General features: G+C 65.3%; 28 protein-coding genes. 23 read left to right on the top strand and 5 right to left on the bottom strand.

The annotated features are described in order from the left end of the window. Positions 1-12: 12 nt before the first annotated feature. The 9 genes from rpsS to ACTXG5_RS01440 all read left to right on the top strand — a co-directional run bounded on the left by rpsS (position 13) and on the right by ACTXG5_RS01440 (position 6,884). Positions 13-294 (top strand): 30S ribosomal protein S19, encoded by a 282-nt coding sequence (gene rpsS / locus ACTXG5_RS01480; RefSeq protein ID WP_019514048.1) that lies wholly within the window; start codon positions 13-15, stop codon positions 292-294. Beyond that, positions 291-881 (top strand): 50S ribosomal protein L22, encoded by a 591-nt coding sequence (gene rplV / locus ACTXG5_RS01475; protein WP_445162015.1) that lies wholly within the window; start codon positions 291-293, stop codon positions 879-881. The genes rpsS and rplV overlap by 4 nt, the downstream gene beginning before the upstream one ends. Continuing rightward, on the top strand, positions 881-1,717 hold the full coding sequence (rpsC, locus tag ACTXG5_RS01470) for a 30S ribosomal protein S3 (protein WP_445162014.1): 837 nt from the start codon (positions 881-883) through the stop codon (positions 1,715-1,717). The genes rplV and rpsC overlap by 1 nt, the downstream gene beginning before the upstream one ends. Positions 1,718-1,720: 3 nt before the next feature. Further along, complete coding sequence (gene rplP / locus ACTXG5_RS01465) at positions 1,721-2,137, top strand: 50S ribosomal protein L16 (RefSeq protein WP_077077568.1); 417 nt, start codon at positions 1,721-1,723, stop codon at positions 2,135-2,137. Then, positions 2,137-2,370 carry a 50S ribosomal protein L29 gene (gene rpmC / locus ACTXG5_RS01460; RefSeq protein ID WP_445162013.1) on the top strand — a complete coding sequence of 78 codons (234 nt, stop codon included), beginning with the start codon at positions 2,137-2,139 and terminating at the stop codon, positions 2,368-2,370. The genes rplP and rpmC overlap by 1 nt, the downstream gene beginning before the upstream one ends. After that, on the top strand, positions 2,370-2,714 hold the full coding sequence (rpsQ, locus tag ACTXG5_RS01455; RefSeq protein ID WP_445162012.1) for a 30S ribosomal protein S17: 345 nt from the start codon (positions 2,370-2,372) through the stop codon (positions 2,712-2,714). Before rpmC ends, rpsQ begins: the two co-directional genes overlap by 1 nt. 95 nt (positions 2,715-2,809) lie before the next feature. Continuing rightward, positions 2,810-5,170, top strand: a complete 2,361-nt coding sequence (locus tag ACTXG5_RS01450; RefSeq protein WP_445162011.1) for an arylsulfatase — start codon at positions 2,810-2,812, stop codon at positions 5,168-5,170. A 43-nt stretch (positions 5,171-5,213) separates the two neighbouring features. Next, positions 5,214-5,876, top strand: a complete 663-nt coding sequence (locus ACTXG5_RS01445; RefSeq protein WP_445162010.1) for a hypothetical protein — start codon at positions 5,214-5,216, stop codon at positions 5,874-5,876. A gap of 84 nt (positions 5,877-5,960) precedes the next feature. Next, the gene (locus tag ACTXG5_RS01440) at positions 5,961-6,884 is read left to right on the top strand and encodes a DUF4436 domain-containing protein (protein ID WP_445162009.1); all 924 of its coding nucleotides are present in this window, start codon (positions 5,961-5,963) and stop codon (positions 6,882-6,884) included. A 19-nt stretch (positions 6,885-6,903) separates the two neighbouring features. Here the strand turns inward: ACTXG5_RS01440 and pstS are convergent, their stop codons facing one another. Next, the gene (gene pstS, locus ACTXG5_RS01435; RefSeq protein WP_445162008.1) at positions 6,904-8,031 is read right to left on the bottom strand and encodes a phosphate ABC transporter substrate-binding protein PstS; all 1,128 of its coding nucleotides are present in this window, start codon (positions 8,029-8,031) and stop codon (positions 6,904-6,906) included. Between the two features lie 461 nt (positions 8,032-8,492). Here pstS and ACTXG5_RS01430 point away from each other — a divergent pair, with 461 nt between their 5' ends. From ACTXG5_RS01430 to rplO, 13 genes are all read left to right on the top strand, one after another. After that, complete coding sequence (locus ACTXG5_RS01430; protein WP_445162007.1) at positions 8,493-9,392, top strand: DUF4436 domain-containing protein; 900 nt, start codon at positions 8,493-8,495, stop codon at positions 9,390-9,392. A gap of 43 nt (positions 9,393-9,435) precedes the next feature. Further along, a complete protein-coding gene (locus ACTXG5_RS01425) occupies positions 9,436-10,335 on the top strand; it encodes a formylglycine-generating enzyme family protein (RefSeq protein WP_445162006.1) in 900 nt (299 codons plus the stop codon). A gap of 135 nt (positions 10,336-10,470) precedes the next feature. Continuing rightward, a complete protein-coding gene (locus ACTXG5_RS01420; protein WP_445162005.1) occupies positions 10,471-11,439 on the top strand; it encodes a DUF4436 domain-containing protein in 969 nt (322 codons plus the stop codon). A 337-nt stretch (positions 11,440-11,776) separates the two neighbouring features. Continuing rightward, positions 11,777-12,145: a 50S ribosomal protein L14 gene (rplN, locus tag ACTXG5_RS01415; RefSeq protein WP_066962997.1), complete on the top strand. Its 369-nt coding sequence runs from the start codon at positions 11,777-11,779 to the stop codon at positions 12,143-12,145. Next, on the top strand, positions 12,146-12,463 hold the full coding sequence (rplX, locus tag ACTXG5_RS01410) for a 50S ribosomal protein L24 (protein ID WP_445162004.1): 318 nt from the start codon (positions 12,146-12,148) through the stop codon (positions 12,461-12,463). It begins immediately after the preceding gene. After that, positions 12,463-13,026 (top strand): 50S ribosomal protein L5, encoded by a 564-nt coding sequence (gene rplE / locus ACTXG5_RS01405; RefSeq protein ID WP_445162003.1) that lies wholly within the window; start codon positions 12,463-12,465, stop codon positions 13,024-13,026. Before rplX ends, rplE begins: the two co-directional genes overlap by 1 nt. A 4-nt stretch (positions 13,027-13,030) precedes the next feature. Further along, positions 13,031-13,216, top strand: coding sequence for a type Z 30S ribosomal protein S14 (locus tag ACTXG5_RS01400; protein WP_445162002.1), 186 nt, complete (start codon positions 13,031-13,033; stop codon positions 13,214-13,216). A gap of 88 nt (positions 13,217-13,304) precedes the next feature. Then, positions 13,305-13,703, top strand: coding sequence for a 30S ribosomal protein S8 (gene rpsH / locus ACTXG5_RS01395; protein ID WP_445162001.1), 399 nt, complete (start codon positions 13,305-13,307; stop codon positions 13,701-13,703). Between the two features lie 10 nt (positions 13,704-13,713). Further along, complete coding sequence (gene rplF / locus ACTXG5_RS01390; RefSeq protein ID WP_445162000.1) at positions 13,714-14,253, top strand: 50S ribosomal protein L6; 540 nt, start codon at positions 13,714-13,716, stop codon at positions 14,251-14,253. 38 nt (positions 14,254-14,291) lie between these two features. Further along, the gene (rplR, locus tag ACTXG5_RS01385; RefSeq protein WP_445164225.1) at positions 14,292-14,660 is read left to right on the top strand and encodes a 50S ribosomal protein L18; all 369 of its coding nucleotides are present in this window, start codon (positions 14,292-14,294) and stop codon (positions 14,658-14,660) included. Between the two features lie 22 nt (positions 14,661-14,682). Then, on the top strand, positions 14,683-15,360 hold the full coding sequence (gene rpsE, locus ACTXG5_RS01380; protein WP_445161999.1) for a 30S ribosomal protein S5: 678 nt from the start codon (positions 14,683-14,685) through the stop codon (positions 15,358-15,360). Next, positions 15,357-15,557 carry a 50S ribosomal protein L30 gene (gene rpmD, locus ACTXG5_RS01375; RefSeq protein WP_445161998.1) on the top strand — a complete coding sequence of 67 codons (201 nt, stop codon included), beginning with the start codon at positions 15,357-15,359 and terminating at the stop codon, positions 15,555-15,557. Before rpsE ends, rpmD begins: the two co-directional genes overlap by 4 nt. Continuing rightward, positions 15,554-15,994: a 50S ribosomal protein L15 gene (gene rplO, locus ACTXG5_RS01370; protein ID WP_445161997.1), complete on the top strand. Its 441-nt coding sequence runs from the start codon at positions 15,554-15,556 to the stop codon at positions 15,992-15,994. Before rpmD ends, rplO begins: the two co-directional genes overlap by 4 nt. Here the strand turns inward: rplO and ACTXG5_RS01365 are convergent, their stop codons facing one another. Then, positions 15,995-16,921, bottom strand: coding sequence for an LLM class flavin-dependent oxidoreductase (locus ACTXG5_RS01365; protein ID WP_445161996.1), 927 nt, complete (start codon positions 16,919-16,921; stop codon positions 15,995-15,997). It abuts the gene before it with no gap. 39 nt (positions 16,922-16,960) lie between these two features. On the opposite strand from ACTXG5_RS01365, the gene sppA reads away from it, so the two are divergent. Beyond that, complete coding sequence (gene sppA / locus ACTXG5_RS01360) at positions 16,961-18,763, top strand: signal peptide peptidase SppA (RefSeq protein WP_445161995.1); 1,803 nt, start codon at positions 16,961-16,963, stop codon at positions 18,761-18,763. Between the two features lie 51 nt (positions 18,764-18,814). On the opposite strand, the gene ACTXG5_RS01355 is transcribed toward sppA, so the two are convergent. Genes ACTXG5_RS01355 through ACTXG5_RS01345 form a run of 3 tightly spaced genes read right to left on the bottom strand, consistent with a single transcriptional unit; the run spans position 18,815 to position 21,631 of the window. Then, positions 18,815-19,729, bottom strand: coding sequence for a class I SAM-dependent methyltransferase (locus ACTXG5_RS01355; RefSeq protein ID WP_445161994.1), 915 nt, complete (start codon positions 19,727-19,729; stop codon positions 18,815-18,817). 21 nt (positions 19,730-19,750) lie between these two features. Then, positions 19,751-20,665 (bottom strand): class I SAM-dependent methyltransferase, encoded by a 915-nt coding sequence (locus tag ACTXG5_RS01350; RefSeq protein WP_445161993.1) that lies wholly within the window; start codon positions 20,663-20,665, stop codon positions 19,751-19,753. Next, positions 20,666-21,631: a class I SAM-dependent methyltransferase gene (locus ACTXG5_RS01345; protein WP_445161992.1), complete on the bottom strand. Its 966-nt coding sequence runs from the start codon at positions 21,629-21,631 to the stop codon at positions 20,666-20,668. It abuts the gene before it with no gap. Positions 21,632-21,644: the final 13 nt, after the last annotated feature.

Below are 21,644 nucleotides of genomic sequence, written 5' to 3'. Positions count from 1 at the left end.
GAGGAGTAACACATGCCACGTAGCCTGAAAAAGGGACCGTTCGTCGACGACCATCTGCTGAAGAAGGTCGACGTACAGAACGAGAAGAACAGCAAGCAGGTCATCAAGACCTGGTCGCGTCGTTCGACGATCATTCCGGACTTCATCGGCCACACCTTCGCGGTGCACGACGGGCGCAAGCACGTCCCCGTGTTCGTCACCGAGTCGATGGTGGGCCACAAGCTTGGTGAGTTCGCGCCGACGCGCACCTTCAAGGGGCACATCAAGGACGACCGAAAGGCCAAACGGCGATGAGCACCACCACTACTGAGTTTCCGTCGGCGACGGCCGTAGCACGGTTCGTGCGGGTTTCGCCGACCAAGGCGCGCCGGGTAATCGACCTGGTACGGGGCAAGTCGGTGACCGACGCGCTCGACATCTTGCGGTGGACGCCGCAGGCCGCCAGTGAGCCGGTCGCCAAGGTGATCGCCAGTGCGGCGGCCAACGCGCAGAACAACAGCGGATTGGACCCGGCGACTCTGGTAGTCGCCACGGTCTACGCCGACGGCGGCCCGACCGCCAAGCGCATCCGTCCGCGTGCCCAGGGCCGTGCGTTCCGGATCCGCCGGCGCACCAGCCACATCACCGTTGTGTTGGAAAGTCGTCCGGTCTCCGACGAGCGGTCGGCCAAGTCGACGAGGGCTCGTCGTGCGGAGGCCAGCAAGGCCGCCGCGAAGGCACCGGCAAAGAAGGCTAGTTCTGGTCCAAAGGCCACCAAGGCGCCTGCGAAGAAGGCGCCTGCCAAGAAGGCTGCGGCGAAATCCGCTGAGGCAAAAGCAGAAACTGCTCAAGCTTCCAAGCCAACGTCTGAGACTTCTGATGCGAAGGGAGGCTCAGACTAGTGGGCCAAAAGATTAATCCGCATGGCTTCCGGCTGGGCATTACGACCGACTGGAAGTCGCGCTGGTACGCGGACAAGCAGTACGCCGACTACGTCAAAGAAGACGTCGCGATCCGTCGGCTGCTGTCCACCGGTCTGGAGCGTGCCGGGATCGCCGATGTGGAGATCGAGCGCACCCGCGATCGGGTCCGGGTCGACATCCACACCGCTCGTCCCGGGATCGTCATCGGGCGCCGCGGCACCGAGGCCGACCGCATCCGGTCCGATCTGGAGAAGCTGACCAAGAAGCAGGTCCAGCTCAACATCCTCGAGGTCAAAAACCCGGAATCGGTGGCGCAATTGGTGGCCCAGGGGGTTGCCGAGCAGTTGAGCAACCGCGTGGCGTTCCGCCGGGCGATGCGCAAGTCCATCCAGTCTGCAATGCGCCAACCCAACGTGAAGGGCATCCGGGTGCAGTGCTCCGGTCGCCTCGGTGGCGCCGAGATGAGCCGTTCGGAGTTCTACCGCGAGGGCCGCGTTCCGCTGCACACCCTGCGCGCCGACATCGACTACGGCCTGTACGAGGCCAAGACCACCTTCGGCCGGATCGGTGTGAAGGTGTGGATTTACAAGGGCGACATCGTCGGCGGCAAGCGCGAATTGGCCGCTGCCGCGCCGGCAGGCGCCGATCGTCCGCGCCGCGAACGGCCGTCGGGCACCCGCCCGCGCCGCAGCGGCGCGTCGGGTACCACGGCCACCAGCACTGAGGCTGGACGGGCCGCGGGCGCCGAAGAGTCCGCCGCGGCCGAGAGTGCGCCTGCTCCCGAACCGCAGAGCACGGAGAGCACGGAGAGCTGAATCATGTTGATTCCCCGCAGGGTTAAGCACCGCAAGCAGCACCATCCACGCCAGCGCGGCATTGCCAGTGGTGGCACAGAGGTGAACTTCGGCGACTACGGAATCCAGGCCCTCGAGCACGCCTATGTCACCAACCGGCAGATCGAGTCAGCGCGTATCGCGATCAACCGGCACATCAAGCGTGGCGGCAAGGTGTGGATCAACGTGTTCCCGGACCGTCCGCTGACCAAGAAGCCCGCCGAAACCCGGATGGGTTCGGGTAAAGGGTCCCCGGAGTGGTGGGTGGTCAACGTCAAGCCGGGCCGGGTGCTGTTCGAGCTCAGCTACCCCAACGAGCAGACCGCTCGCGAGGCGCTGACCCGGGCAATCCACAAATTGCCGATCAAGGCACGCATCATCACCCGAGAGGATCAGTTCTGATGGCAGTGGGCATTTCGCCAGGCGAACTGCGTGAGCTCACCGAAGAGGAGCTGACCGAACGCCTGCGCGAATCCAAGGAGGAGCTGTTCAACCTCCGTTTCCAGACGGCGACCGGACAGCTGACCAACAACCGCCGGCTGCGCACGGTGCGTCATGAAATCGCACGTGTGTACACCGTGCTGCGTGAACGAGAGCTGGGCCTGGCGTCCGGACCCGACGGTAAGGAATCGTGATGGCAGAAGCTAAGGCCGCGCCCAAGAAGGCCGCTGCGAAGGATGGCGGGTCGAAAGACAAGGGCCCCAAGAACACACCGGCCAATCCGAAGACGCGTGGCCAGCGCAAGACCCGCATCGGTTATGTGGTGAGCGACAAGATGGAGAAGACCATCGTGGTCGAGCTCGAAGACCGTATGCGTCACGCGTTGTACGGCAAGATCATCCGGACCACCAAGAAGGTCAAGGCGCACGACGAGAACAGCACCGCCGGTGTCGGCGACCGCGTCGCGCTGATGGAGACGCGGCCGATGTCGGCGACTAAGCGCTGGCGCCTCGTCGAGATCTTGGAGAAGGCGAAGTAAAGGCCAAGTAGCCCCAAGCGACACCGAAACGCCCGAGACCTTGAGGTCTCGGGCGTTTCGCTGTGCCGAGCTGAGGGCACCGTTACGCTCGGCCCATGTCTCCTGACTCCCGAGCGTTTCAAGGCAAGATCGAGCTGGACATTCGCGACTCGGAGCCGGACTGGGGTCCGTACGCCGCACCGACCGCGCCGGAGAACTCGCCGAACGTCCTCTATCTGGTCTGGGATGACACCGGCATCGCGACCTGGGACTGCTTCGGCGGCTTGGTCGAGATGCCTGCCATGACCCGGATTGCCGAGCGCGGCATCCGGTTGTCGCAGTTTCACACCACCGCGCTGTGCTCACCGACCCGAGCGTCGCTGCTGACCGGCCGCAACGCCACCACGGTGGGCATGGCCACGATTGAAGAATTCACCGACGGTTTCCCGAACTGCAACGGCCGGATCCCGAATGACACCGCGCTGGTCTCCGAGGTGCTCGCCGAACGTGGTTACAACACTTACTGTGTCGGCAAGTGGCACCTCACGCCGCTCGAGGAGTGCAGCATGGCCTCGACGAAGCGGCACTGGCCCACCTCACGTGGTTTCGAGCGGTTCTACGGATTCATGGGCGGCGAGACCGACCAGTGGTATCCCGACCTGGTCTACGACAACCACCCGGTGAACCCGCCCGGCACCCCCGAGGACGGCTATCACCTGTCCAAGGACATCGCTGACAAGACGATCGAATTCATTCGCGATGCCAAGGTGATTGCGCCCGACAAGCCCTGGTTCAGCTATGTGTGCCCCGGCGCCGGACACGCACCGCATCACGTCTTCAAAGAGTGGGCCGACAAATACGCCGGCCGGTTCGACATGGGCTACGAACGCTATCGCGAGGTCGTGCTGGAAAAGCAGAAGTCGATGGGGATCGTGCCGCCCGACACCGAACTGTCCCCGGTCAATCCGTATCTGGATGTCAAGGGGCCCAACGGCGAGCCGTGGCCGTTGCAGGACACGGTGCGGCCCTGGGACTCGCTCAACGACGAAGAGAAGAAGCTGTTCTCCCGGATGGCCGAGGTGTTCGCCGGCTTCCTGAGCTACACCGACGCCCAGATCGGCCGCGTCCTGGACTATCTCGAGGAGTCCGGGCAGCTGGACAACACCATCATCGTGGTGATCTCCGACAACGGCGCCAGCGGTGAGGGCGGTCCGAACGGATCGGTGAACGAGGGCAAGTTCTTCAACGGCTACATCGACACCGTCGAAGAGAGCATGAAGGTCTTCGACCACCTCGGCGGACCGGAGACCTACAACCATTACCCGATCGGGTGGGCGATGGCCTTCAACACGCCCTACAAGCTCTACAAGCGCTACGCCTCGCACGAGGGGGGTATCGCCGACTCGGCAATCATCTCGTGGCCCAACGGAATTGCGGCGCACGGCGAGGTTCGCGACAACTACGTCAACGTTTCCGACATCACTCCGACGGTCTACGATCTGCTGAATGTGACGCCGCCGGACACGGTCAAAGGCATTGCGCAGAAGCCGCTGGAAGGCATGAGTTTCAAGGCCGCCCTTGCGGATTCAGCCGCCGACACCGGAAAGCAGACGCAGTTCTACACCATGCTGGGCACCCGCGGCATCTGGCACGAGGGCTGGTTCGCCAACACCGTGCACGCGGCCTCGCCAGCGGGCTGGTCGCATTTCGACACCGACCGCTGGGAGCTGTTTCACATCGAGGCAGACCGCAGCCAGTGCCACGACCTGGCCGCCGAGCAACCCGACAAGCTGGAAGAGCTTAAGGCGCTGTGGTTTTCGGAGGCCGCCAAATACAACGGCCTGCCGCTGGCCGATCTCAACATGATGGAAACGTTGACCCGCTTCCGGCCCTACCTGTCCGGCGAGCGGACCAGCTACATCTACTACCCGGACTGCGCGGAAGTCGGAATCGGCGCCGCCGCCGAAATCCGCGGCCGCTCCTTCGGCGTGCTGGCCGACGTGACCGTGGACACCACCGGCGCCGAGGGGGTGCTGTTCAAGCAGGGCGGCGCGCACGGCGGGCATGTGCTCTTCATCCAGGACGGACGCCTGCACTACGTCTACAACTTCCTGGGCGAGCGCCAGCAGCTGGTTTCCTCCTCGGGTGCGGTGCCGTTGGGCAGACACCTGCTCGGCGCCAGCTACGCGAGGACGGGAACGGTGCCGAACAGCCATACGCCACTGGGTGACGTCACCCTGTTCATCGACGACGAGGTGGTCGGCACGCTCGCCGACGTGACCAGCCACCCGGGGACGTTCGGTTTGGCGGGGGCCGGCATCACCGTTGGCCGCAACGGCGGTTCCGGAGTATCCAGCCGTTACAAAGCGCCGTTCACCTTCACCGGCGGCACCATCGCTGCGGTCACCATCGACTTGTCCGGCCGGCCCTACCATGACGTGGAAACTGAACTTGCGCTTGCGTTTTCGCGCGACTGAACGGTCACGACGAGCTAGGCGCGTCCCGCTTGCCGCGGCGGGCGTGATCTTTGTGCTGGCATGCGTCGTCGTGGGATGCGGAAAAACCACGGACGGCACCGCTATTCGGGCCAGCGCAACGTCGTCGCCGACGAAGACGCCGGCGCCGACGACGTCTGGTGCACCACGCCGATCCGACCCGGCGGAACCGGTGCCCGGCGTCGAGGCCACACTGCCCGACCAGATTCCGCCGAACGCCCTGGCGTGCTTGCCGCCGTCCACCGGCAACGGCCGGATGACCACGGCTTCGGTGTCGAATCCGGTGGCCCCCAAGCTCACGGTGCCGCTGCCCGAGGGCTGGAGCTCGGCCCCCGGCTCCGGGGATGTGGCATTGGCCTCGACCGGGCCCGACGGCCTATCGGTGCGGGTGACCATCACCCCGACCGACCTCGATCCCGGCGGGGCGTTCCTGCGCTACGGCGCCGAAATGCGCACCGCCAAGCCCGGCGTCCGGGACACCGTTGAGGCGGCGCAGTTCTGCGGCTACAGCAGCCAGTTGCTCAGCGGCACCGCAGATGGGGTCGTGTTCGCCGACCGCATCACCCACATCTGGACGAACACCAAGGCATTTTTGGTGGCCATCCATCTGGAGGCACCCGCGAGTGCGCCCGGGTTCGGCACGGCGAAAACCACGGTGATGCAGCAATTCGCGGTCGTTATCCCCTGAACAGCCCCGCGCGACTGCTAGCATCTGGCCGTGCCTGCCGGGAAGGCCTCAAACTACTCGTCCAACTCGTGGTGGTGATGTCTCATGACTGCTGAAGCTCCGCCGTTGCCGCCGTCGAAGCCTGAGTCGCGCGGACGGCAAATCGCGATCGCCTTCGCGATTCTCGTGGCCTTGGTGAGTGTCTACGTCCTGTCCCTGATTGCGGTGCACCTATTGGCCAAATCGGCGCCGCCGCTTCCGGCGGTGGATTTCAGCAAGGTCGAGGCCGAGGACAGCGTCGTGCAGGTGAACCTGAGCGACCTGAAAACCGTGGCGAATCGTCTGACGGTGAATGTGCTTGTCTACCCGAAAGATTCGCTGTACGACAAGAACTTCGGTGTGCTGACCACCGACGCGGCCGTCCGGCTGTATCCCGACAACGACCTCGGCGACCTGCAGTACCCGGTAGGAAAAGCGCCGGGGCAAGTCACCACCACCATCGAGGCGCACGGCGATCCCGGTAACTGGCCCTTCGACACGTACAAAACGGAGGTCATCGCGGCCGACGTGTTCACCGGAACCGGCCAGAACCGCGAAAAAGCCCCCGCCCGTGTGGAAGTGACCGGAAAGCTGGATGGCTGGGACGCCAGCGTCACCCGCGTGCACGACCCTGACGACGCCGACCCCAATGTCCTGGACAATGTGATCATCACGTTGCACCGGGCCAAGGGCCCGCTGATCTTCGATGTCGGCGTGTGCCTGGTACTCATCACGCTGCCGATTCTGGCGCTGTGGGTGGCCATCCCGATGGCTCTGGGAAGGACCTCGTTCATACCGCCGTTCATCACCTGGTACGGCGCGATGCTGTTCGCCATCGTCCCGCTGCGCAGCATCCTGCCGGGTAGCCCACCGTACGGTTCCTGGATCGACCAAGCCGTCGTGCTATGGGTGTTGATAGGCCTGGTCGCCGCGATGTCGATATTCGTCTCCGCCTGGTGGCGGCAACGAGATCGAAAGACGCGGAAGTAGACCTGATACTCGAAAAGCCTTAGCCCGCATTCCCTATCGGTGCAGAGGTGATCGCGTCGACCGCGGTGAAGACTCGTGATTGGAAGTCGGACGGTAGTGGGATGTAGCCGTTCTTGTCGAGATCGACCTGGCCCGGACCGACGGCCGCCTGCAGGAACGCCTTGACCGCCTGGCCCACGTCCGCGTTGGGGTATTTCGAGCAGACGATCTCGTAGGTGACCATGACGATCGGGTAGACATCGGGCTGGGTGGGGTTGTAGAAGGACGTGGTATCCAGCACGAGGTCGTTGCCTTTGCCGACGATCTTGACATTCGTGATGGTCTTGCCGACCGTGTCGGCGCCGATGCGCACCGGACGCAACGATTTCCGGCTCGCCGGGGTTTTGATCTGGGCGGCGAACAGTCCTTCCTGCATGGCGAACGACAATTCGTTGTAGGAGATCGCTCCCTCGGTGTTCTTCACCTCCGCCGAGGTGCCGATGTTGCCGTGGGCGCCGGTGCCGACGCCACCGTTGAATACCTTGCCGGTGCCCTTATCCCAGGCCCCACCCGCCGCGGCCTGCAGGTAGGCCTGGAAGTGTGCGGTGGTGCCGGAGGGCTCGGCGCGGTAGACGACGTGAATGTTCTCCGGCGGCATCGAGGCGTTCAGCGCGGTGATGGCCGGATCATCCCAGCGCGTGATGCTGCCGTTGAAAATCCGGGCCAGCGTTTGCGCGTCAAGCACCAATGAGTCAATGGCGTTGAGGTTGTAGGTGATACCGATCGGGCCGAATACCACGGGCAAGTTCCAGGCATCGGCGCCGCCGCAGCGCTGTTTGGCGGCCGCGTACTGGTCACCGGTAAGGGGTAGGTCGGACCCGGCGAAATCGGTCCGCCCCGCGAGGAAGTCGGAGACCCCCGCGCCCGAAGCGTTTGCGGTGTAGGAGAGAGTTTGTCCCTTGCAGGCCTTCGAGTACGCATCGACGAATTGCTTCATCGCATTTGCTTGCGCGGTCGATCCGCTGGCGGCGATGTCTTGTTTGCCGCCGCAATCCACCCTGGATCCGTTGGCGTACGCCAGGGCCGTGTGGGGCTTGCCGCATCCCGAGACCACCAGTGCGGCCGCGGCCAGCAAGTTGACGGCGACAGCAGGTCGGTTGCGCTTCACGTTGATTGCCTCCTCGGGAACGACGGACGGTAAGACGGCCTTGGGCGGCGGCCGGAGTCTAGCGATGCGGCGTTGCTTGATGGCGGCGGTGAACTGGGGTAACCGCGTGAACCGGATCAGGGGCTGGCAGGTGTGCACTCAGTCTCCGGCAGCATAGATGTCGGCAGGCTGTTACGCATCGCCTGGACGACCAAGACGGCGCCCGGCGGCGGGGCGCACGTCCACCCCGATGTCGACACACGTCGACATTTACAGCTATCGAAGCGACGCGCAAACAAACATCGGGTGAATTGAAGATTGGAGTGCGGACCGTGAGTGGCGGCACGCGTACGACAATTTGCGAAAGTGGCATGTCCGCCCGAAATCGGCGGGAATTGACTAGCATTTGGCCTCATGTGGTCTTCGGTTAGCTGGAATGCCCCAGCGAATGTGCGTCCGCGTCCGATCGACGGTGGTCACCGATGACGACCCAAGCCCCGCCAACACACGCGGCCCCACCGCCCAAGGGGAAACGCCGCTCGTTGCTCGGTCTGGGCGTTCTGGTCGCATTCATCGTCGTCTACGGCCTGTCGCTGTTCGGCTTCCATCTGCTGGGCAGATCGGCGGCGCCGGTGAAGGCCCCGGATCTCAACGCCGCCGAGGACACCGTCGTTCTGGTGCGCATCGAGGAGATCAAGACCGTCGCCAACCGCCTCGCGGTGAAGGTGCTCGTGTACCCGCAGGAGGCCATGTGGGATCCGCGCCTGGACGTCTTGAAACAGGACACCGCGGTACGCATGGATCCGCCGAATGACTTGGGAGACCTGGTCTATCCGGCGGGGAAGTCGCCGGCGCAGGTCGCCACCACCGTCGACGCGCACGGCGACCCCGAGATCTGGCCGTTCGACTCCTACCAGACGGACACTCTTTCGGCCGAGGTGCTCGTCGGGTCCGGCGACGACCGCAAGTACAAACCCGCCCGGGTCGAGGTGGCCGGAAAATTGGAAGGCTGGGACGTCAGCGTTCAACGAGTCGGCGAAGGCGGTCAAGAGGCGGGTGGCGGCGACAACGTGATCATCACCCTGCACAGGTCCAAGGCCCCGCTGATCTTCGATCTGGGGATCTGTCTGGTCCTCTTCGCGCTGGCCGCCATGGCGTTGGCGGTCGTCATTCCGATGCTGCTCGGTAAGCGGAAGTTCGTGCCTCCATTCGGCGGATGGTTCGCCGCGCTGCTCTTCGCGGTCATCCCCATCCGCAACTTCCTGCCCGGAGCGCCGCCACCGGGCGCCTGGATCGACCAGGCTCTGGTGATCTGGGTGCTGATAGCGCTGGTCGGCGCCATGGTCATCTACATGGTCACCTGGTACCGGCGAACGGACTAACGCGCGGGGCTTAACCCGGTTGGGCGCCGCCTACCCTGAAGTGGTGCTCACCGAGCTGGTCGATCTACCCGGCGGGACCTTCCGGATGGGGTCGACGAGCTTCTACCCCGAAGAGGCTCCGATCCACACCGTGACCGTGAGCTCGTTCGCGGTGGAACGGCACCCGGTGACTACCGCGCAATTTGCCGAATTCGTCGCGGCCACAGGCTATGTCACCGTTGCCGAGCAACCGATCGACCCGGCGCTGTACCCGGGGGCGGATCCCAATGAGCTACGCGCGGGCGCGATGGTTTTCCGTCCGACGCCGGGCCCCGTCGACCTGCGTGACTGGCGGCAGTGGTGGGACTGGGTGCCGGGCGCGACGTGGCGTCATCCTTTCGGGCCGGACAGCGATCTCGCGGACCGGGCCGATCATCCGGTCGTGCAGGTGGCGTATCCGGATGCCGCAGCCTATGCGCGATGGGCCGGGCGGCGGCTGCCGACGGAGGCCGAGTGGGAGTACGCCGCCCGCGGCGGCAGCACGACAACCTATTCCTGGGGTGACGAGCCGAGTCCCGACGGGCAACTCATGGCCAACACCTGGCAGGGCAGGTTCCCGTACCGCAACGACGGTGCGCTCGGCTGGATCGGAACCTCGCCGGTGGGAAAGTTTCCGCCCAACGGGTTCGGGCTGTGCGACATGATCGGCAACGTCTGGGAGTGGACCGCCACCGAGTTTTCCGCGCACCATCGGATCGATCAGCCGCCGAAAGCCTGTTGCACACCGTCGGGTCCTGCCGACCCGGCCGTCAGCCAGGCGTTGAAGGGCGGTTCGCATCTGTGCGCGCCCGAGTACTGCCATCGCTACCGTCCGGCGGCGCGGTCACCGCAATCGCAGGACACCGCCACCACCCACATTGGGTTTCGCTGCGTGGCCGATCGCGGGTCCGCCGCCGTGCGTTAACGCCGGCTTGCGGGCAGGTGACAAAAGCCCCCGGGACATGGGGTTTCGCTGCGCGGCCGGCACGGATGTTCGCTACCATCTGCCCGTGTCGCCCCCGAAAGCTGGATTCCGTCGGCGAGTTGCTGGCCGGGACCAATGAGCACCGAAACTCCGCCGACACCGACTCCGGCGCCCCCACCGCCGGACCAGCCGGGGGAATCCGGCGCCCGGGGCGGCTTCGGCTTTCTCAGCAGGCACCGACCGCGCATCTCACTCGGCGTGTTCATTCTGGCGGTTGTTATCGGCACCTACGCCTTCTCACTGTTTGGGGTGCACTATCTGCAGCGATCGGAGGGGCCACTCCCACCGTTGGACCTGAGCCAGGGCGGCGGCAACGACACCATCGTGCAGTTGCGCCTCGACGATCTGAAAACCACCGCCAACCGTCTTAAAGTGGACGTGCTCGTCTATCCTCCAGATTCTTTGTACGACAAGCGATTCGACGTGTTGAACACCGACGTCGCGGTGCGCCTGTACCCGACCAGCGACCTCGGGGATCTGCAATTCCCGGCAGGAAAAGCGCCGGCGCAACTTGAAACCACTATCGAGGCCCACGGCGATCCCGCCAACTGGCCGTTCGACACGTACAAAACCGAGAAAATCTCGGCCGACACGTTGATCGGCGCCGGCGATAGCCGCAAAAAAATACCCGCCCGCGTCGAAGTCACCGGGGGGCTGGATGGCTGGGACGTCGACGTCAATCGCGTCGACGAAACCAGCGGCGTGAACTCACGCGGTCTCGATGACGCGCAGTTGGTCATCACGATCAAGCGGGCCAAGGGGCCGCTGGTCTTCGACATGTTCATCTGCGTCGTGCTCATCACCCTGCCGACCCTGGCGCTGTTGGTGGCCATTCCGATGGCGATGGGCAAGAGAAAGTTCGTGCCGCCGTTCGGAACGTGGTACGCCGCGATGCTGTTCGCGATCGTCCCGCTGCGCAACATCCTGCCCGGGTCGCCGCCGCCGGGCTCCTGGATCGACCAGGCCATCGTGCAGTGGGTGCTGATCGCCTTGGTGCTGGCGATGAGCCTGTACATTTTCTCCTGGGTCCGGCAAGGGGACTGACCCGCGGGGCAGTCCGTATCGCCGCAGTTCAACGCATATAGAGGGCGTGTATTTTGAGCTGCCGGCAAACACGTCCGTTGCTAGATTCGGCGGGCTGTGGGTGCACCGCGAGCCGGCCGAGGTGTGCTCCGCCCGAAATTTGGCGCTGAGCAGGTCTTCACCTAGACTCTAGGGGTTGCCTTGGGCAGACCTCGGCCGGTGCGTGCAAGCGTCACAGGCCCTGCGTGCCCTTCGGTAGCAAAGACCGCGCACGTCAGGTTTGTGGTGGGCCTTGCTTTTTGGAGGCTCGCCGAGGTGTTCTCCTGCCGTGCACACGTGAACTCAGTCAGGAGATCGAGTGATTCAGCAGGAATCGCGGCTGAAGGTCGCCGACAACACGGGCGCCAGGGAGATCTTGTGCATCCGGGTGCTCGGCGGTTCGTCGCGACGCTACGCCGGCATCGGTGATGTCATCGTCGCCACCGTCAAGGAGGCTATCCCCGGTGGCAACGTCAAGCGTGGCGAGATCGTCAAGGCCGTCGTGGTGCGCACCGTCAAGGAGCGCCGGCGTCCCGACGGCAGCTACATCAAGTTCGACGAGAACGCCGCGGTAATCATCAAGCCCGACAACGACCCGCGCGGAACCCGCATCTTCGGGCCGGTCGGGCGTGAACTGCGCGAGAAGCGATTCATGAAGATCATCTCGCTGGCTCCGGAGGTTTTGTAGATGAAGGTCCACAAGGGCGACACCGTCCTGGTCATCTCGGGGAAGGACAAGGGCGCCAAAGGCAAAGTGCTGCAGTCTTACCCGGACCGGAATCGGGTGCTGGTCGAGGGCGTCAACCGGATCAAGAAGCACACCGCGATTTCGACCAACCAGCGCGGAGCTCGGTCGGGCGGAATTGTCACCCAGGAAGCGCCGATCCACATCTCCAACGTGATGGTGGTCGACTCGGACGGTACGCCGACCCGCATCGGCTACCGGGTCGACGACGAGACCGGAAAGCGCGTCCGTATCTCTAAGCGCAACGGCAAGGACATCTGATGACTACTGCAGAGAAGGTGCAGCCGCGCCTGAAAGAGCGCTACCGCAACGAGATTCGCGATGCGTTGCACAAAGAATTCGGCTACGGCAACGTCATGCAGATCCCGACCGTGACCAAGGTCGTCGTCAACATGGGCGTCGGCGACGCGGCCCGGGATGCCAAGTTGATCAACGGAGCGGTCAACGACTTGGGGCTGATCACCGGGCAGCGGCCGGAAATCCGCAAGGCTCGCAAGTCCATCGCGCAGTTCAAGCTGCGCGAGGGCATGCCGATCGGCGCCCGGGTGACTTTGCGGGGCGACCGGATGTGGGAGTTCCTCGACCGGCTCACCTCGATCGCACTGCCACGTATTCGCGACTTCCGCGGGCTTTCGCCCAAGCAGTTCGACGGTGTCGGCAACTACACGTTCGGACTGGCCGAGCAGTCGGTGTTCCATGAGATCGACGTGGACAAGATCGACCGGGTCCGCGGCATGGACATCAACGTTGTCACCTCGGCGACAAACGACGACGAAGGACGAGCGCTGTTGCGGGCCCTCGGCTTTCCGTTCAAGGAGAACTGAGTAGATGGCTAAGAAGGCACTGGTTAACAAGGCCAACCGCAAACCCAAGTTCGCGGTGCGCGGCTACACCCGCTGCAACAGGTGCGGCCGCCCGCGCGCGGTGTTCCGCAAATTCGGACTGTGCAGGATCTGCCTGCGCGAGATGGCGCATGCGGGCGAGTTGCCCGGCGTGCAGAAGAGCAGCTGGTAACAGGCCGCCACGACATGATCCCTACCACGAAAAGGTGCGCGGCAGGCCCTGACCGGGGAACCGCCGCGAGGAAGGTAACAGACCTGTCATGACAATGACGGACCCGATCGCAGACTTCTTGACGCGTCTGCGCAACGCCAATTCGGCGTATCACGACGAGGTGACTTTGCCCCATTCGAAGATCAAGGCGAACATTGCCCAGATCCTCAAGAGCGAGGGTTACATCACTGACTTCCGGACCGAAGATGCTCGGGTCGGCAAGGCGCTGGTGGTCCAGCTCAAGTACGGGCCAAGCCGGGAGCGCAGCATCGCGGGCCTGAAGCGGGTTTCCAAGCCCGGTTTGCGGGTGTACGCGAAATCCACCGGCCTGCCGCGGGTGCTCGGCGGCCTGGGGGTGGCGATCATCTCGACCTCCTCGGGCCTGCTCACTGACCGTCAAGCCGCCAGACAGGGCGTGGGCGGCGAAGTCCTCGCGTTCGTGTGGTGAGGGGGTAGACATGTCGCGCATTGGTAAGAAGCCGATTCCGATTCCCGCGGGAGTCGACGTAACGATCGACGGCCAAAACGTCTCGGTGAAGGGTCCCAAGGGCACCCTCGATCTGATCGTCGCCGAGCCCATCAGGGTGGCACGCAACGACGACGGTGAGATCGTGGTCAACCGTCCGGACGACGAGCGGCTGAACCGTTCGCTGCACGGGCTGTCGCGCACGCTGGTGTCCAACCTGGTCACCGGCGTCACGCAGGGCTACACGACCAACCTGGAGATCTTCGGCGTCGGCTACCGGGTACAGCTCAAGGGCTCCAATCTCGAGTTCGCGCTCGGATACAGCCATCCCGTGGTGGTCGAGGCTCCGGACGGCATCACCTTCGCCGTCCAGTCACCGACCAAGTTCACGGTCACCGGGATCGACAAGCAAAAGGTCGGCCAGATTTCGGCGAACATCCGCCGGCTGCGTCGCCCCGACCCGTACAAGGGCAAGGGCGTGCGTTACGAAGGCGAGCAGGTCCGCCGCAAGGTCGGAAAGACAGGTAAGTAGTCATGGCGCAAAAACAAGCTGCCGTCGAGCGGAAGCCGGTGGGGCAGAGCGTATCCGCAAGTCGCCGGGTCTCTCGGCTGCGTAGGCACGCCCGGCTGCGCAAGAAGGTCTCGGGCACCCCGCTGCGCCCGAGGCTGGTGGTGAACCGGTCGGCGCGACACATTCACGTGCAACTGGTCAACGACGAGAACGGCACCACAGTGGCTGCCGCCTCGTCCATCGAGGCCGATGTGCGCGGCGTGGACGGGGACAAGAAAACCCGCAGCGTGCGCGTCGGTCAATTGATCGCCGAGCGCGCCAAGGCCGCCGGCATCGACAGCGTGGTGTTCGACCGTGGCGGATACAGCTACGGCGGACGGATCGCGGCACTGGCCGACGCCGCCCGCGAGAACGGATTGAGTTTCTGATGACAACTGGAAGGACCGCATAATGGCGGAGCAGTCCGCTGGGGGGCAAAGCGCCCCGAACAGCCGTGACGGCCGCGATTCTCGCGACTCCCGTGACGGCCGGGGTCGGCGCGAAGGCGGCCGTGGCCGCGACCGCGACGGCGAGAAGAGCAACTACCTGGAACGGGTCGTAGCGATCAACCGTGTTTCCAAGGTGGTCAAGGGTGGTCGGCGATTCAGCTTCACCGCCTTGGTCATCGTGGGCGACGGTGCCGGCATGGTCGGTGTCGGCTACGGCAAGGCCAAGGAAGTTCCGGCCGCGATCGCCAAGGGTGTGGAAGAGGCGCGCAAGGGCTTCTTCCGGGTCCCGTTGATCGGCGGCACCATCACTCACCCGGTTCAGGGTGAGAAAGCCGCCGGTGTGGTGCTGTTGCGCCCCGCCAGCCCGGGTACCGGTGTGATCGCCGGTGGCGCGGTGCGCGCGGTGCTGGAATGCGCTGGGGTGCACGACATCCTGGCCAAGTCGTTGGGCAGCGACAACGCGATCAACGTGGTGCACGCCACCGTTGCCGCGCTCAAGCTGCTGCAGCGTCCCGAAGAGGTGGCCGCACGGCGCGGACTGCCGATCGAGGACGTCGCCCCGCCCGCGATGCTGAAGGCGCGGCGGGAAAGTGATGCGCTGGCCGCCAGTGCCGCGCGTGAGGGAACGGCACAGCAATGAGCCAGCTGAAGATCACCCAGGTGCGCGGCACGATTGGGGCACGCTGGAAGCAGCGTGAGAGCCTGCGCACCCTGGGCCTGCGACGGATTCGCCATTCGGTGGTCCGCGACGACAACCCCCAGACTCGCGGGCTGATCGCGGTGGTGAGTCACCTCGTCACGGTGGAGCCGGCCGAAACCGGAGGGAAGACCCAGTGACGATCAAATTGCATGACCTGAAGCCCGCGCCCGGGTCGAAGAAGGCTCGCACCCGAGTCGGTCGGGGTGATGGCTCCAAGGGTAAGACCGCCGGCCGCGGTACCAAAGGCACCAAGGCGCGCAAGAACGTGCCGGCGACCTTTGAGGGTGGTCAGATGCCGATCCACATGCGGCTGCCCAAGCTCAAGGGATTCAAGAACCGGTTCCGCACCGAATACGAGATCGTCAACGTCGGTGACATCAACCGGCTGTTCCCCGAGGGCGGTGCCATCGGTGTCGATGAGCTGGTCGCCAAGGGCGCGGTCCGTAAGAACTCGTTGGTGAAGGTCCTCGGCGACGGCGAGTTGACCGTCAAGGTCGACGTGTCCGCGCACAAGTTCAGCGGCAGCGCCCGCGAGAAGATCGCCGCCGCGAGCGGCTCGGTCACCGAGCTGTAGTTAGCGCAGCTGCGGAATCACTTCTGCGGCAAGGCGTTCCATCTGCTCGCGGTTTTCGGGTATGTCGAGACCGAGGGGATTGAGCAGGATGGTCTGGGCGCCGGCATCGATCACTTCACGAAGCCCGCGCACGACGTCGCCGGGTGTGCCCGACACCGGAAACGTGTCAACCCCGGGCATGTCGCCGTAGAGGCGGTGCAGCCCGTCGAGCACCCGTTCACGAGCGCGGGCCGCATCGTCGTCGATCATCAGGTAGACCCGTTTCCCGATCGGGAAGTGCGCCGGGTCCTTCTGCTGTTCGTCGAGTTCGCGGCGAACGATCGGGACGGCTCCGGCGTAGGCTTCGGTGCTCGACGCGCCGGCGCCCATGAAGGCGTCGCCGTGGCGAACGGCCCGGGCTAAGGCCTTGGGGGCCATCCCGCCGAACCAGATCGGCGGGTGTGGGCGCTGCACCGGCTTGGGCTGGAAGGGCAGGTTGTCGACGTCGCGGAACCGGCCGTGGAAGTTCACCGTGGGATCGTCGGACCAGGCCGCCTTCATCAGGGTGAGTCCCTCGGTGAAATACGAGATGAAGGTCTCCTTGTCGACGCCGAAGGCGGCGAGCGTGGGGCCGCCACGGCCAGGTGCGACACCGACGTCCAGCCGGCCGTGGCTGATCCGGTCCACCGTCGTCACGGCCGAGGCCAACTGAAGCGGCTCGTGCTGCGACGTCACCAGCACCGCCACCCCGAGCCGCAATCGCTCCGTGTGCGCGGCGCACCATGACAGCAGCTCCAACGGTGCCAGCAGTGGCGCCCGGCCGATGGTCTGCTCGAGCGTCCAGATGCCCTCAAACCCGAGTTCTTCGGCGCGCAACACGTATGAGCGCAGCCCAGCCGTGTCGAAATCGTGGTAGTCGAATTGCGGGATAGCGATCGAGAACCTCACGAACTCACCCTACGGCCGGCAATCGGTACGCTGCAGAGCATGTTCGCGTTTCTGCCTTCTTTGCCTGGTGTCGACGATGTGCGTGCGCTGGCCGGTCGTGTCGATACCGTCCGCCACCACGGCGTACCCAATGGCTGCGTGCTCGAATTGAGCCTGCGTGCGGTGCCGCCCGAGGCGGCGGGCTTTGACCCGCTGGCATTGGTCACCGGCGCGGAGCGACCGCTGTCGCTGCGCGAGGCGGTCGCTGCCGTCCACCGTGCCGCCGAGGACCCGAGGGTCGCCGGGTTGATCGCCCGCGTGCAGCTGGCGGCATCGCCGCCGGCGGCAGTTCAGGAGCTGCGGGAGGCGATCGCGGCGTTCAGCGCCGTCAAGCCATCGCTGGCGTGGGCCGAGACCTACCCGGGCACCATGTCCTACTACCTGGCTTCGGCATTCACCGAGGTCTGGATGCAGCCGTCGGGCAGTGTCGGGCTGATCGGCTTCGCGAGCAACGCGACCTTCCTTCGTGCCGCGCTCGACAAGGCGGGGATCGACGCCGAGTTCGTCGCCCGAGGTGAATACAAATCGGCGGCAAACCTTTTCACCGAGGACGGCTTCACCGATGCTCATCGCGAAGCGGTGACCCGGATGCTGAAAAGCCTGCAAGACCAGGTGTGGCACGCGATCGCCGAATCCCGCGACATCGATTCCGGTGCGCTCGATGCGCTTGCCGACCGGGCGCCGCTGCTGCGCGACGACGCCGTCGCCTCCGGCCTGGTCGACCGGATCGGCTTCCGCGACCAGGCCCACACCAGGATCGCGGAAATGATTGGCGTGGAAGGTGTTTCAGCCGACGGAGACGGCTCCGAGGCCGACCCGGAAAAGCTCGGGCCGCGGCTCAATCTGACGCGCTACGCCGCCGCGGCCCGGTCGAGGTTGGTACCATCGACGCCGCCGATACCCGGCCGCCGGCAAAAGCCCACGTTCGCGGTGATCACCCTGCAAGGTCCGATTGTCAACGGGCGGGGTGGACCCCAGTTCCTGCCGTTCGGCAACTCGAGCGTCGGCGGTGACACGATCGCGGCGGCACTGCGGGAGGCGGCGGGCGACGATTCGGTGTCGGCGATCGTGCTGCGGATCGACAGCCCCGGAGGATCGGTCACCGCCTCAGAGACCATCTGGCGTGAGGTGGCACGGGCCCGCGAACGCGGGAAACCGGTGGTGGCGTCGATGGGCTCGGTGGCCGCCTCCGGCGGTTACTACGCCGCGATGGCCGCCGACGTGATCGTGGCCAATCCGGCGACGATCACCGGCTCGATCGGTGTGATCACCGGGAAGCTGGTGTTCCGGGATCTCAAGGAGCGTCTCGGAGTCGTCTCAGATGCCGTGCGCACCAACGCCAATGCCGACGCCTGGTCGACCGACGTGCCGTTCACGGCACGGCAGCGCGCCGATCGGGAGGCCGAGGCGGACTTGATCTACGCCGACTTCGTGCAGCGCGTCGCCGAAGGCCGCAACCTGAGTACCGAGGACGTCGACGCCGTCGCCAAAGGACGGGTGTGGACCGGAGCCGACGCCCTCGAGCGTGGCCTGGTCGACGAACTCGGCGGGCTGCGCACCGCGGTGCGCCGAGCCAAAATCCTGGCCGGCCTTGACGAGGATGCCGAAGTCCGGGTCGCCAGCTACCCGGGATCCTCGTTGCTTCAGATGGTGCGACCCCGGGCGTCCTCGCAACCGGCCGCCGCGTCGCTGCCCGACGCGCTGGGCGCATTGCTCGGCCGCTCGGTTGCCGCGATCGTGCAAAACGTCGAGCAGGCGGTCAGCGGTGCCAGCGTGCTGTGGCTGGGGGAGTCGCGCTTCTAACTCGATGGTGGCAACCCGCTACGCTCGGCTACGCCGCCCTTGCGATCGCCACTAACCGGCCAGCCGGCCGCTGATGAAGATGATCTCGCCGAGCGGGTCGTCGTTTTCCGGCGGGGGGATGTCCATGTTGTGGTGGCCGAAGAGCTCCGTGCGCGTCACGCCCTCGACGGCCCAGCCTTTGGCACCCAGATAGTCGACGACGTGGTTGCGTTGTCCGGCGTAGACCAGCGACGCCATGTCGATGTCCACGCCGTGTTCCCGGAAGGAGCCGGACATCTCCCGCACCCGGTCGGGATCGAAATCCACTATGCCCGGTACGAATTCGGTGGCGATCGTGCTACCCAGCGCGGACAGTGCGGTGATGTTGTCGAACAGCCCGTCCTGGGCCTCGGGTGGCAGGTAGATCAGCAGGCCCTCGGCCAACCACGCGGTCGGCGTCGTGGTGTCGAATCCTGCGGCTTGCAGCGCCGCCGGCCAGTCCGCGCGCAGGTCGATCGGAACGGTCTGGCGGGTGGCAGTGGGCTGGGCCCCGATACCGGCCAAAGTGGTTGTCTTGAACTCGATTACCTGTGGCTGGTCGATTTCGTACACCACCGTCTCGGCGGGCCACGGTAGCCGGTAGGCACGCGAGTCCAATCCGGACGCCAGGATCACCACCTGGCGTACGCCGGCAGCGGTGGCGCCCAAGAAGTAGTCGTCGAAATACTTGGTGCGCACCGCCATTCCGTCGATCATCGACTGCATGCGGACGGGCGTGGCGTTCTCGATGGCCGAGAGGTCGAGCTCACCGTCCATCATCTTGGTGAAGAAATCCACCCCGACCGCGCGCACGAGGGGTTCGGCGAACGGATCGTTGATCAAACCACGGGGATCCTTCGTCGCCATGGCGCGTCCGGTCGCGACCATTGTTGCGGTCGCGCCCACGCTTGACGCCAGATCCCAGTTATCGTCGTGAGCACGAGGCATGAGACAGACCCTAGTCAACGCCTACTTCAGGGTCGCGGCGACATAGCTCATGTCGGCGAAGGTGGCCGTCAGCTCGTCCTCCGGAAACTGGAACCCGTTGCGCGCGTACAACTCCTTGGCGGAGTGCGCGGTGACCTTCCAGTTGTGGGTGTTCAGGTAGTCCACGACGACGTTGCGCTCGCCCGGATAGAACAGGTCGGCGGCATTGAGGCCGAACCCGAAGCTCCGCCACCGCTCGCTGATGCGCTGCAAACGCTCATCGGAGAATGCGTTGGGGTCCGGGACGTGCTCGGTGGCCAGCCGGCTGCCCGGCGCGGAGAGCGCGGTGATGTGTTCGAACAACCGGTCCTGAGCCTCGGGCGGCAGGTAGGGCAGCAGCCCTTCGGCGCTCCACGCGGCGGGTTGGGTGACATCAAAACCGGCCTCCCGCAACGCCGCTGGCCAGTCGTCCCGGAGGTCGATACTGATCGTGCGGCGGTCGGCGGTCGGGGCGGCGCCGATGCCGGCCAGCGTGTCGGTTTTGAACGCGATGACCTGTGGCTGGTCGATCTCGTAGACGACCGTGCCCGCGGGCCAGCCCAATCGGTAGGCCCTGGTGTCCAGGCCGGAGGCCAGGATCACCGCCTGCTTGATGCCGGTCTTCGTCGCGTCGGTGAAGAACTCGTCGAAAAACCTGGTCCGCACGGTGATCTGCTCGCTGCGCGCTTTGCGGTTCAGCAGTGAATCGTCCTCGAGATCGATCTTCCCGTCGATGATGCGGATGAAAGGATCCAGCCCGACGGCCCGGACGAGCGGGTCGGCGAAAGGATCGTCCAGTAGCGGATCAGGTCCTTGCGACGCCACGGCGCGGGACGCGGCGACCATGGTGGCCGTCGCTCCCACGCTGTTGGCCAGGTCCCAGCTGTCGCCGTCGCTGCGTCCTGTCTCGGAGGTCATCTACTTCCCTTTCTTGTCCAGGGTGCCGCTGGTGTAGAGCATCTCGCCCATCCGCATGTCGTCGTCCTCGAACGGGTCAAGTCCGTTGTCCGCGAACAATTCCCGAATGCTGCTGCTGCTGAGCGACCATCCGCGATCGGCCAGATAGGGAACCGCCTCGTTGCGGTCGCCTAAATAGACCAGACCTGCCATGTCGAGATCGAAACCGTGTGCACGCCAGCGTTCGGTGATGGCCTGCATGCGCTCCCTGAGCTTGTCCTCGTCGCCGGGCTCGGGGTTGGGTGCGCTCTCGGTTGCCAGCCGGCTGCCCGGCGCGCTGAGCGCGGTGACGGTGTCCAGCAGACGGTCTTGGGCCTCTGGGGGGAGGTAGCCGAGCAGACCCTCGGCACTCCATGCCGCCGGCTGGACCGGGTCGAAGCCGGCGGTGCGCAGCGCGGCGGGCCAGTCGTCGCGCAAATCAATGGCCACCACGCGACGATCGGCGGTCGGCGCGGCACCCAGGTCGGACAGGGCCCGGGTCTTGAATTCGATGACCTGCGGCTGGTCGACTTCGTAGACCACCGTGCCGGCGGGCCAGGCCAACCGGTAGGCGCGGGAGTCGAGCCCCGAAGCCAGGATCACAACCTGCTTGATGCCCGCCTTGGTCGCATCCAGAAAGAACTCGTCGAAGAACTTGGTGCGCACCGCCATGTTGTCGGCCATGCGTGACATCGCCCCAGCCGACCCAGTCGCCCCGTCGTGCACGTCGTTCAATTCGGCGGGGTCCAGTTCTCCACTGGCCAGGCGGGAGAGCAGGTCCACCCCCACGGCCTTGACCAGCGGTTCGGCGAACGGGTCGTTGATCAGTGGGGGCTCGGCCCGGTTGGCAATCGCGCGAGCGGCCGCGACCATCGTGGCCGTCACCCCGACGCTGGATGCCAGGTCCCAGGTGTCGCCGTCGTATCTGGTGGAGCTGGTGGAAGTCATGGTGTTCCCCTAA

The sequence above is a fragment of the Mycobacterium sp. Dal123C01 genome (assembly GCF_052566995.1).
This window is presented reverse-complemented; position numbering and strand designations above follow the sequence as displayed.

Excerpts from the sequence above, each read along its gene's own strand:
- sppA (WP_445161995.1), top strand. The coding sequence starts at position 16,961 with ATGTTCGCGTTTCTGCCTTCTTTGCCTGGTGTCGACGATGTGCGTGCG.
- rpmC (WP_445162013.1), top strand. The coding sequence starts at position 2,137 with ATGGCAGTGGGCATTTCGCCAGGCGAACTGCGTGAGCTCACCGAAGAG.
- rpsS (WP_019514048.1), top strand. The coding sequence starts at position 13 with ATGCCACGTAGCCTGAAAAAGGGACCGTTCGTCGACGACCATCTGCTG.
- ACTXG5_RS01350 (WP_445161993.1), bottom strand. The coding sequence starts at position 20,665 with ATGACCTCCGAGACAGGACGCAGCGACGGCGACAGCTGGGACCTGGCC.
- rplF (WP_445162000.1), top strand. The coding sequence starts at position 13,714 with ATGTCGCGCATTGGTAAGAAGCCGATTCCGATTCCCGCGGGAGTCGAC.
- ACTXG5_RS01400 (WP_445162002.1), top strand. The coding sequence starts at position 13,031 with ATGGCTAAGAAGGCACTGGTTAACAAGGCCAACCGCAAACCCAAGTTC.
- rplP (WP_077077568.1), top strand. The coding sequence starts at position 1,721 with ATGTTGATTCCCCGCAGGGTTAAGCACCGCAAGCAGCACCATCCACGC.
- ACTXG5_RS01450 (WP_445162011.1), top strand. The coding sequence starts at position 2,810 with ATGTCTCCTGACTCCCGAGCGTTTCAAGGCAAGATCGAGCTGGACATT.
- rpmD (WP_445161998.1), top strand. The coding sequence starts at position 15,357 with ATGAGCCAGCTGAAGATCACCCAGGTGCGCGGCACGATTGGGGCACGC.
- rplV (WP_445162015.1), top strand. The coding sequence starts at position 291 with ATGAGCACCACCACTACTGAGTTTCCGTCGGCGACGGCCGTAGCACGG.
- ACTXG5_RS01420 (WP_445162005.1), top strand. The coding sequence starts at position 10,471 with ATGAGCACCGAAACTCCGCCGACACCGACTCCGGCGCCCCCACCGCCG.
- rplX (WP_445162004.1), top strand. The coding sequence starts at position 12,146 with ATGAAGGTCCACAAGGGCGACACCGTCCTGGTCATCTCGGGGAAGGAC.
- rpsH (WP_445162001.1), top strand. The coding sequence starts at position 13,305 with ATGACAATGACGGACCCGATCGCAGACTTCTTGACGCGTCTGCGCAAC.
- rpsQ (WP_445162012.1), top strand. The coding sequence starts at position 2,370 with ATGGCAGAAGCTAAGGCCGCGCCCAAGAAGGCCGCTGCGAAGGATGGC.
- rpsE (WP_445161999.1), top strand. The coding sequence starts at position 14,683 with ATGGCGGAGCAGTCCGCTGGGGGGCAAAGCGCCCCGAACAGCCGTGAC.
- rplE (WP_445162003.1), top strand. The coding sequence starts at position 12,463 with ATGACTACTGCAGAGAAGGTGCAGCCGCGCCTGAAAGAGCGCTACCGC.
- ACTXG5_RS01440 (WP_445162009.1), top strand. The coding sequence starts at position 5,961 with ATGACTGCTGAAGCTCCGCCGTTGCCGCCGTCGAAGCCTGAGTCGCGC.
- ACTXG5_RS01430 (WP_445162007.1), top strand. The coding sequence starts at position 8,493 with ATGACGACCCAAGCCCCGCCAACACACGCGGCCCCACCGCCCAAGGGG.
- ACTXG5_RS01355 (WP_445161994.1), bottom strand. The coding sequence starts at position 19,729 with ATGCCTCGTGCTCACGACGATAACTGGGATCTGGCGTCAAGCGTGGGC.
- ACTXG5_RS01345 (WP_445161992.1), bottom strand. The coding sequence starts at position 21,631 with ATGACTTCCACCAGCTCCACCAGATACGACGGCGACACCTGGGACCTG.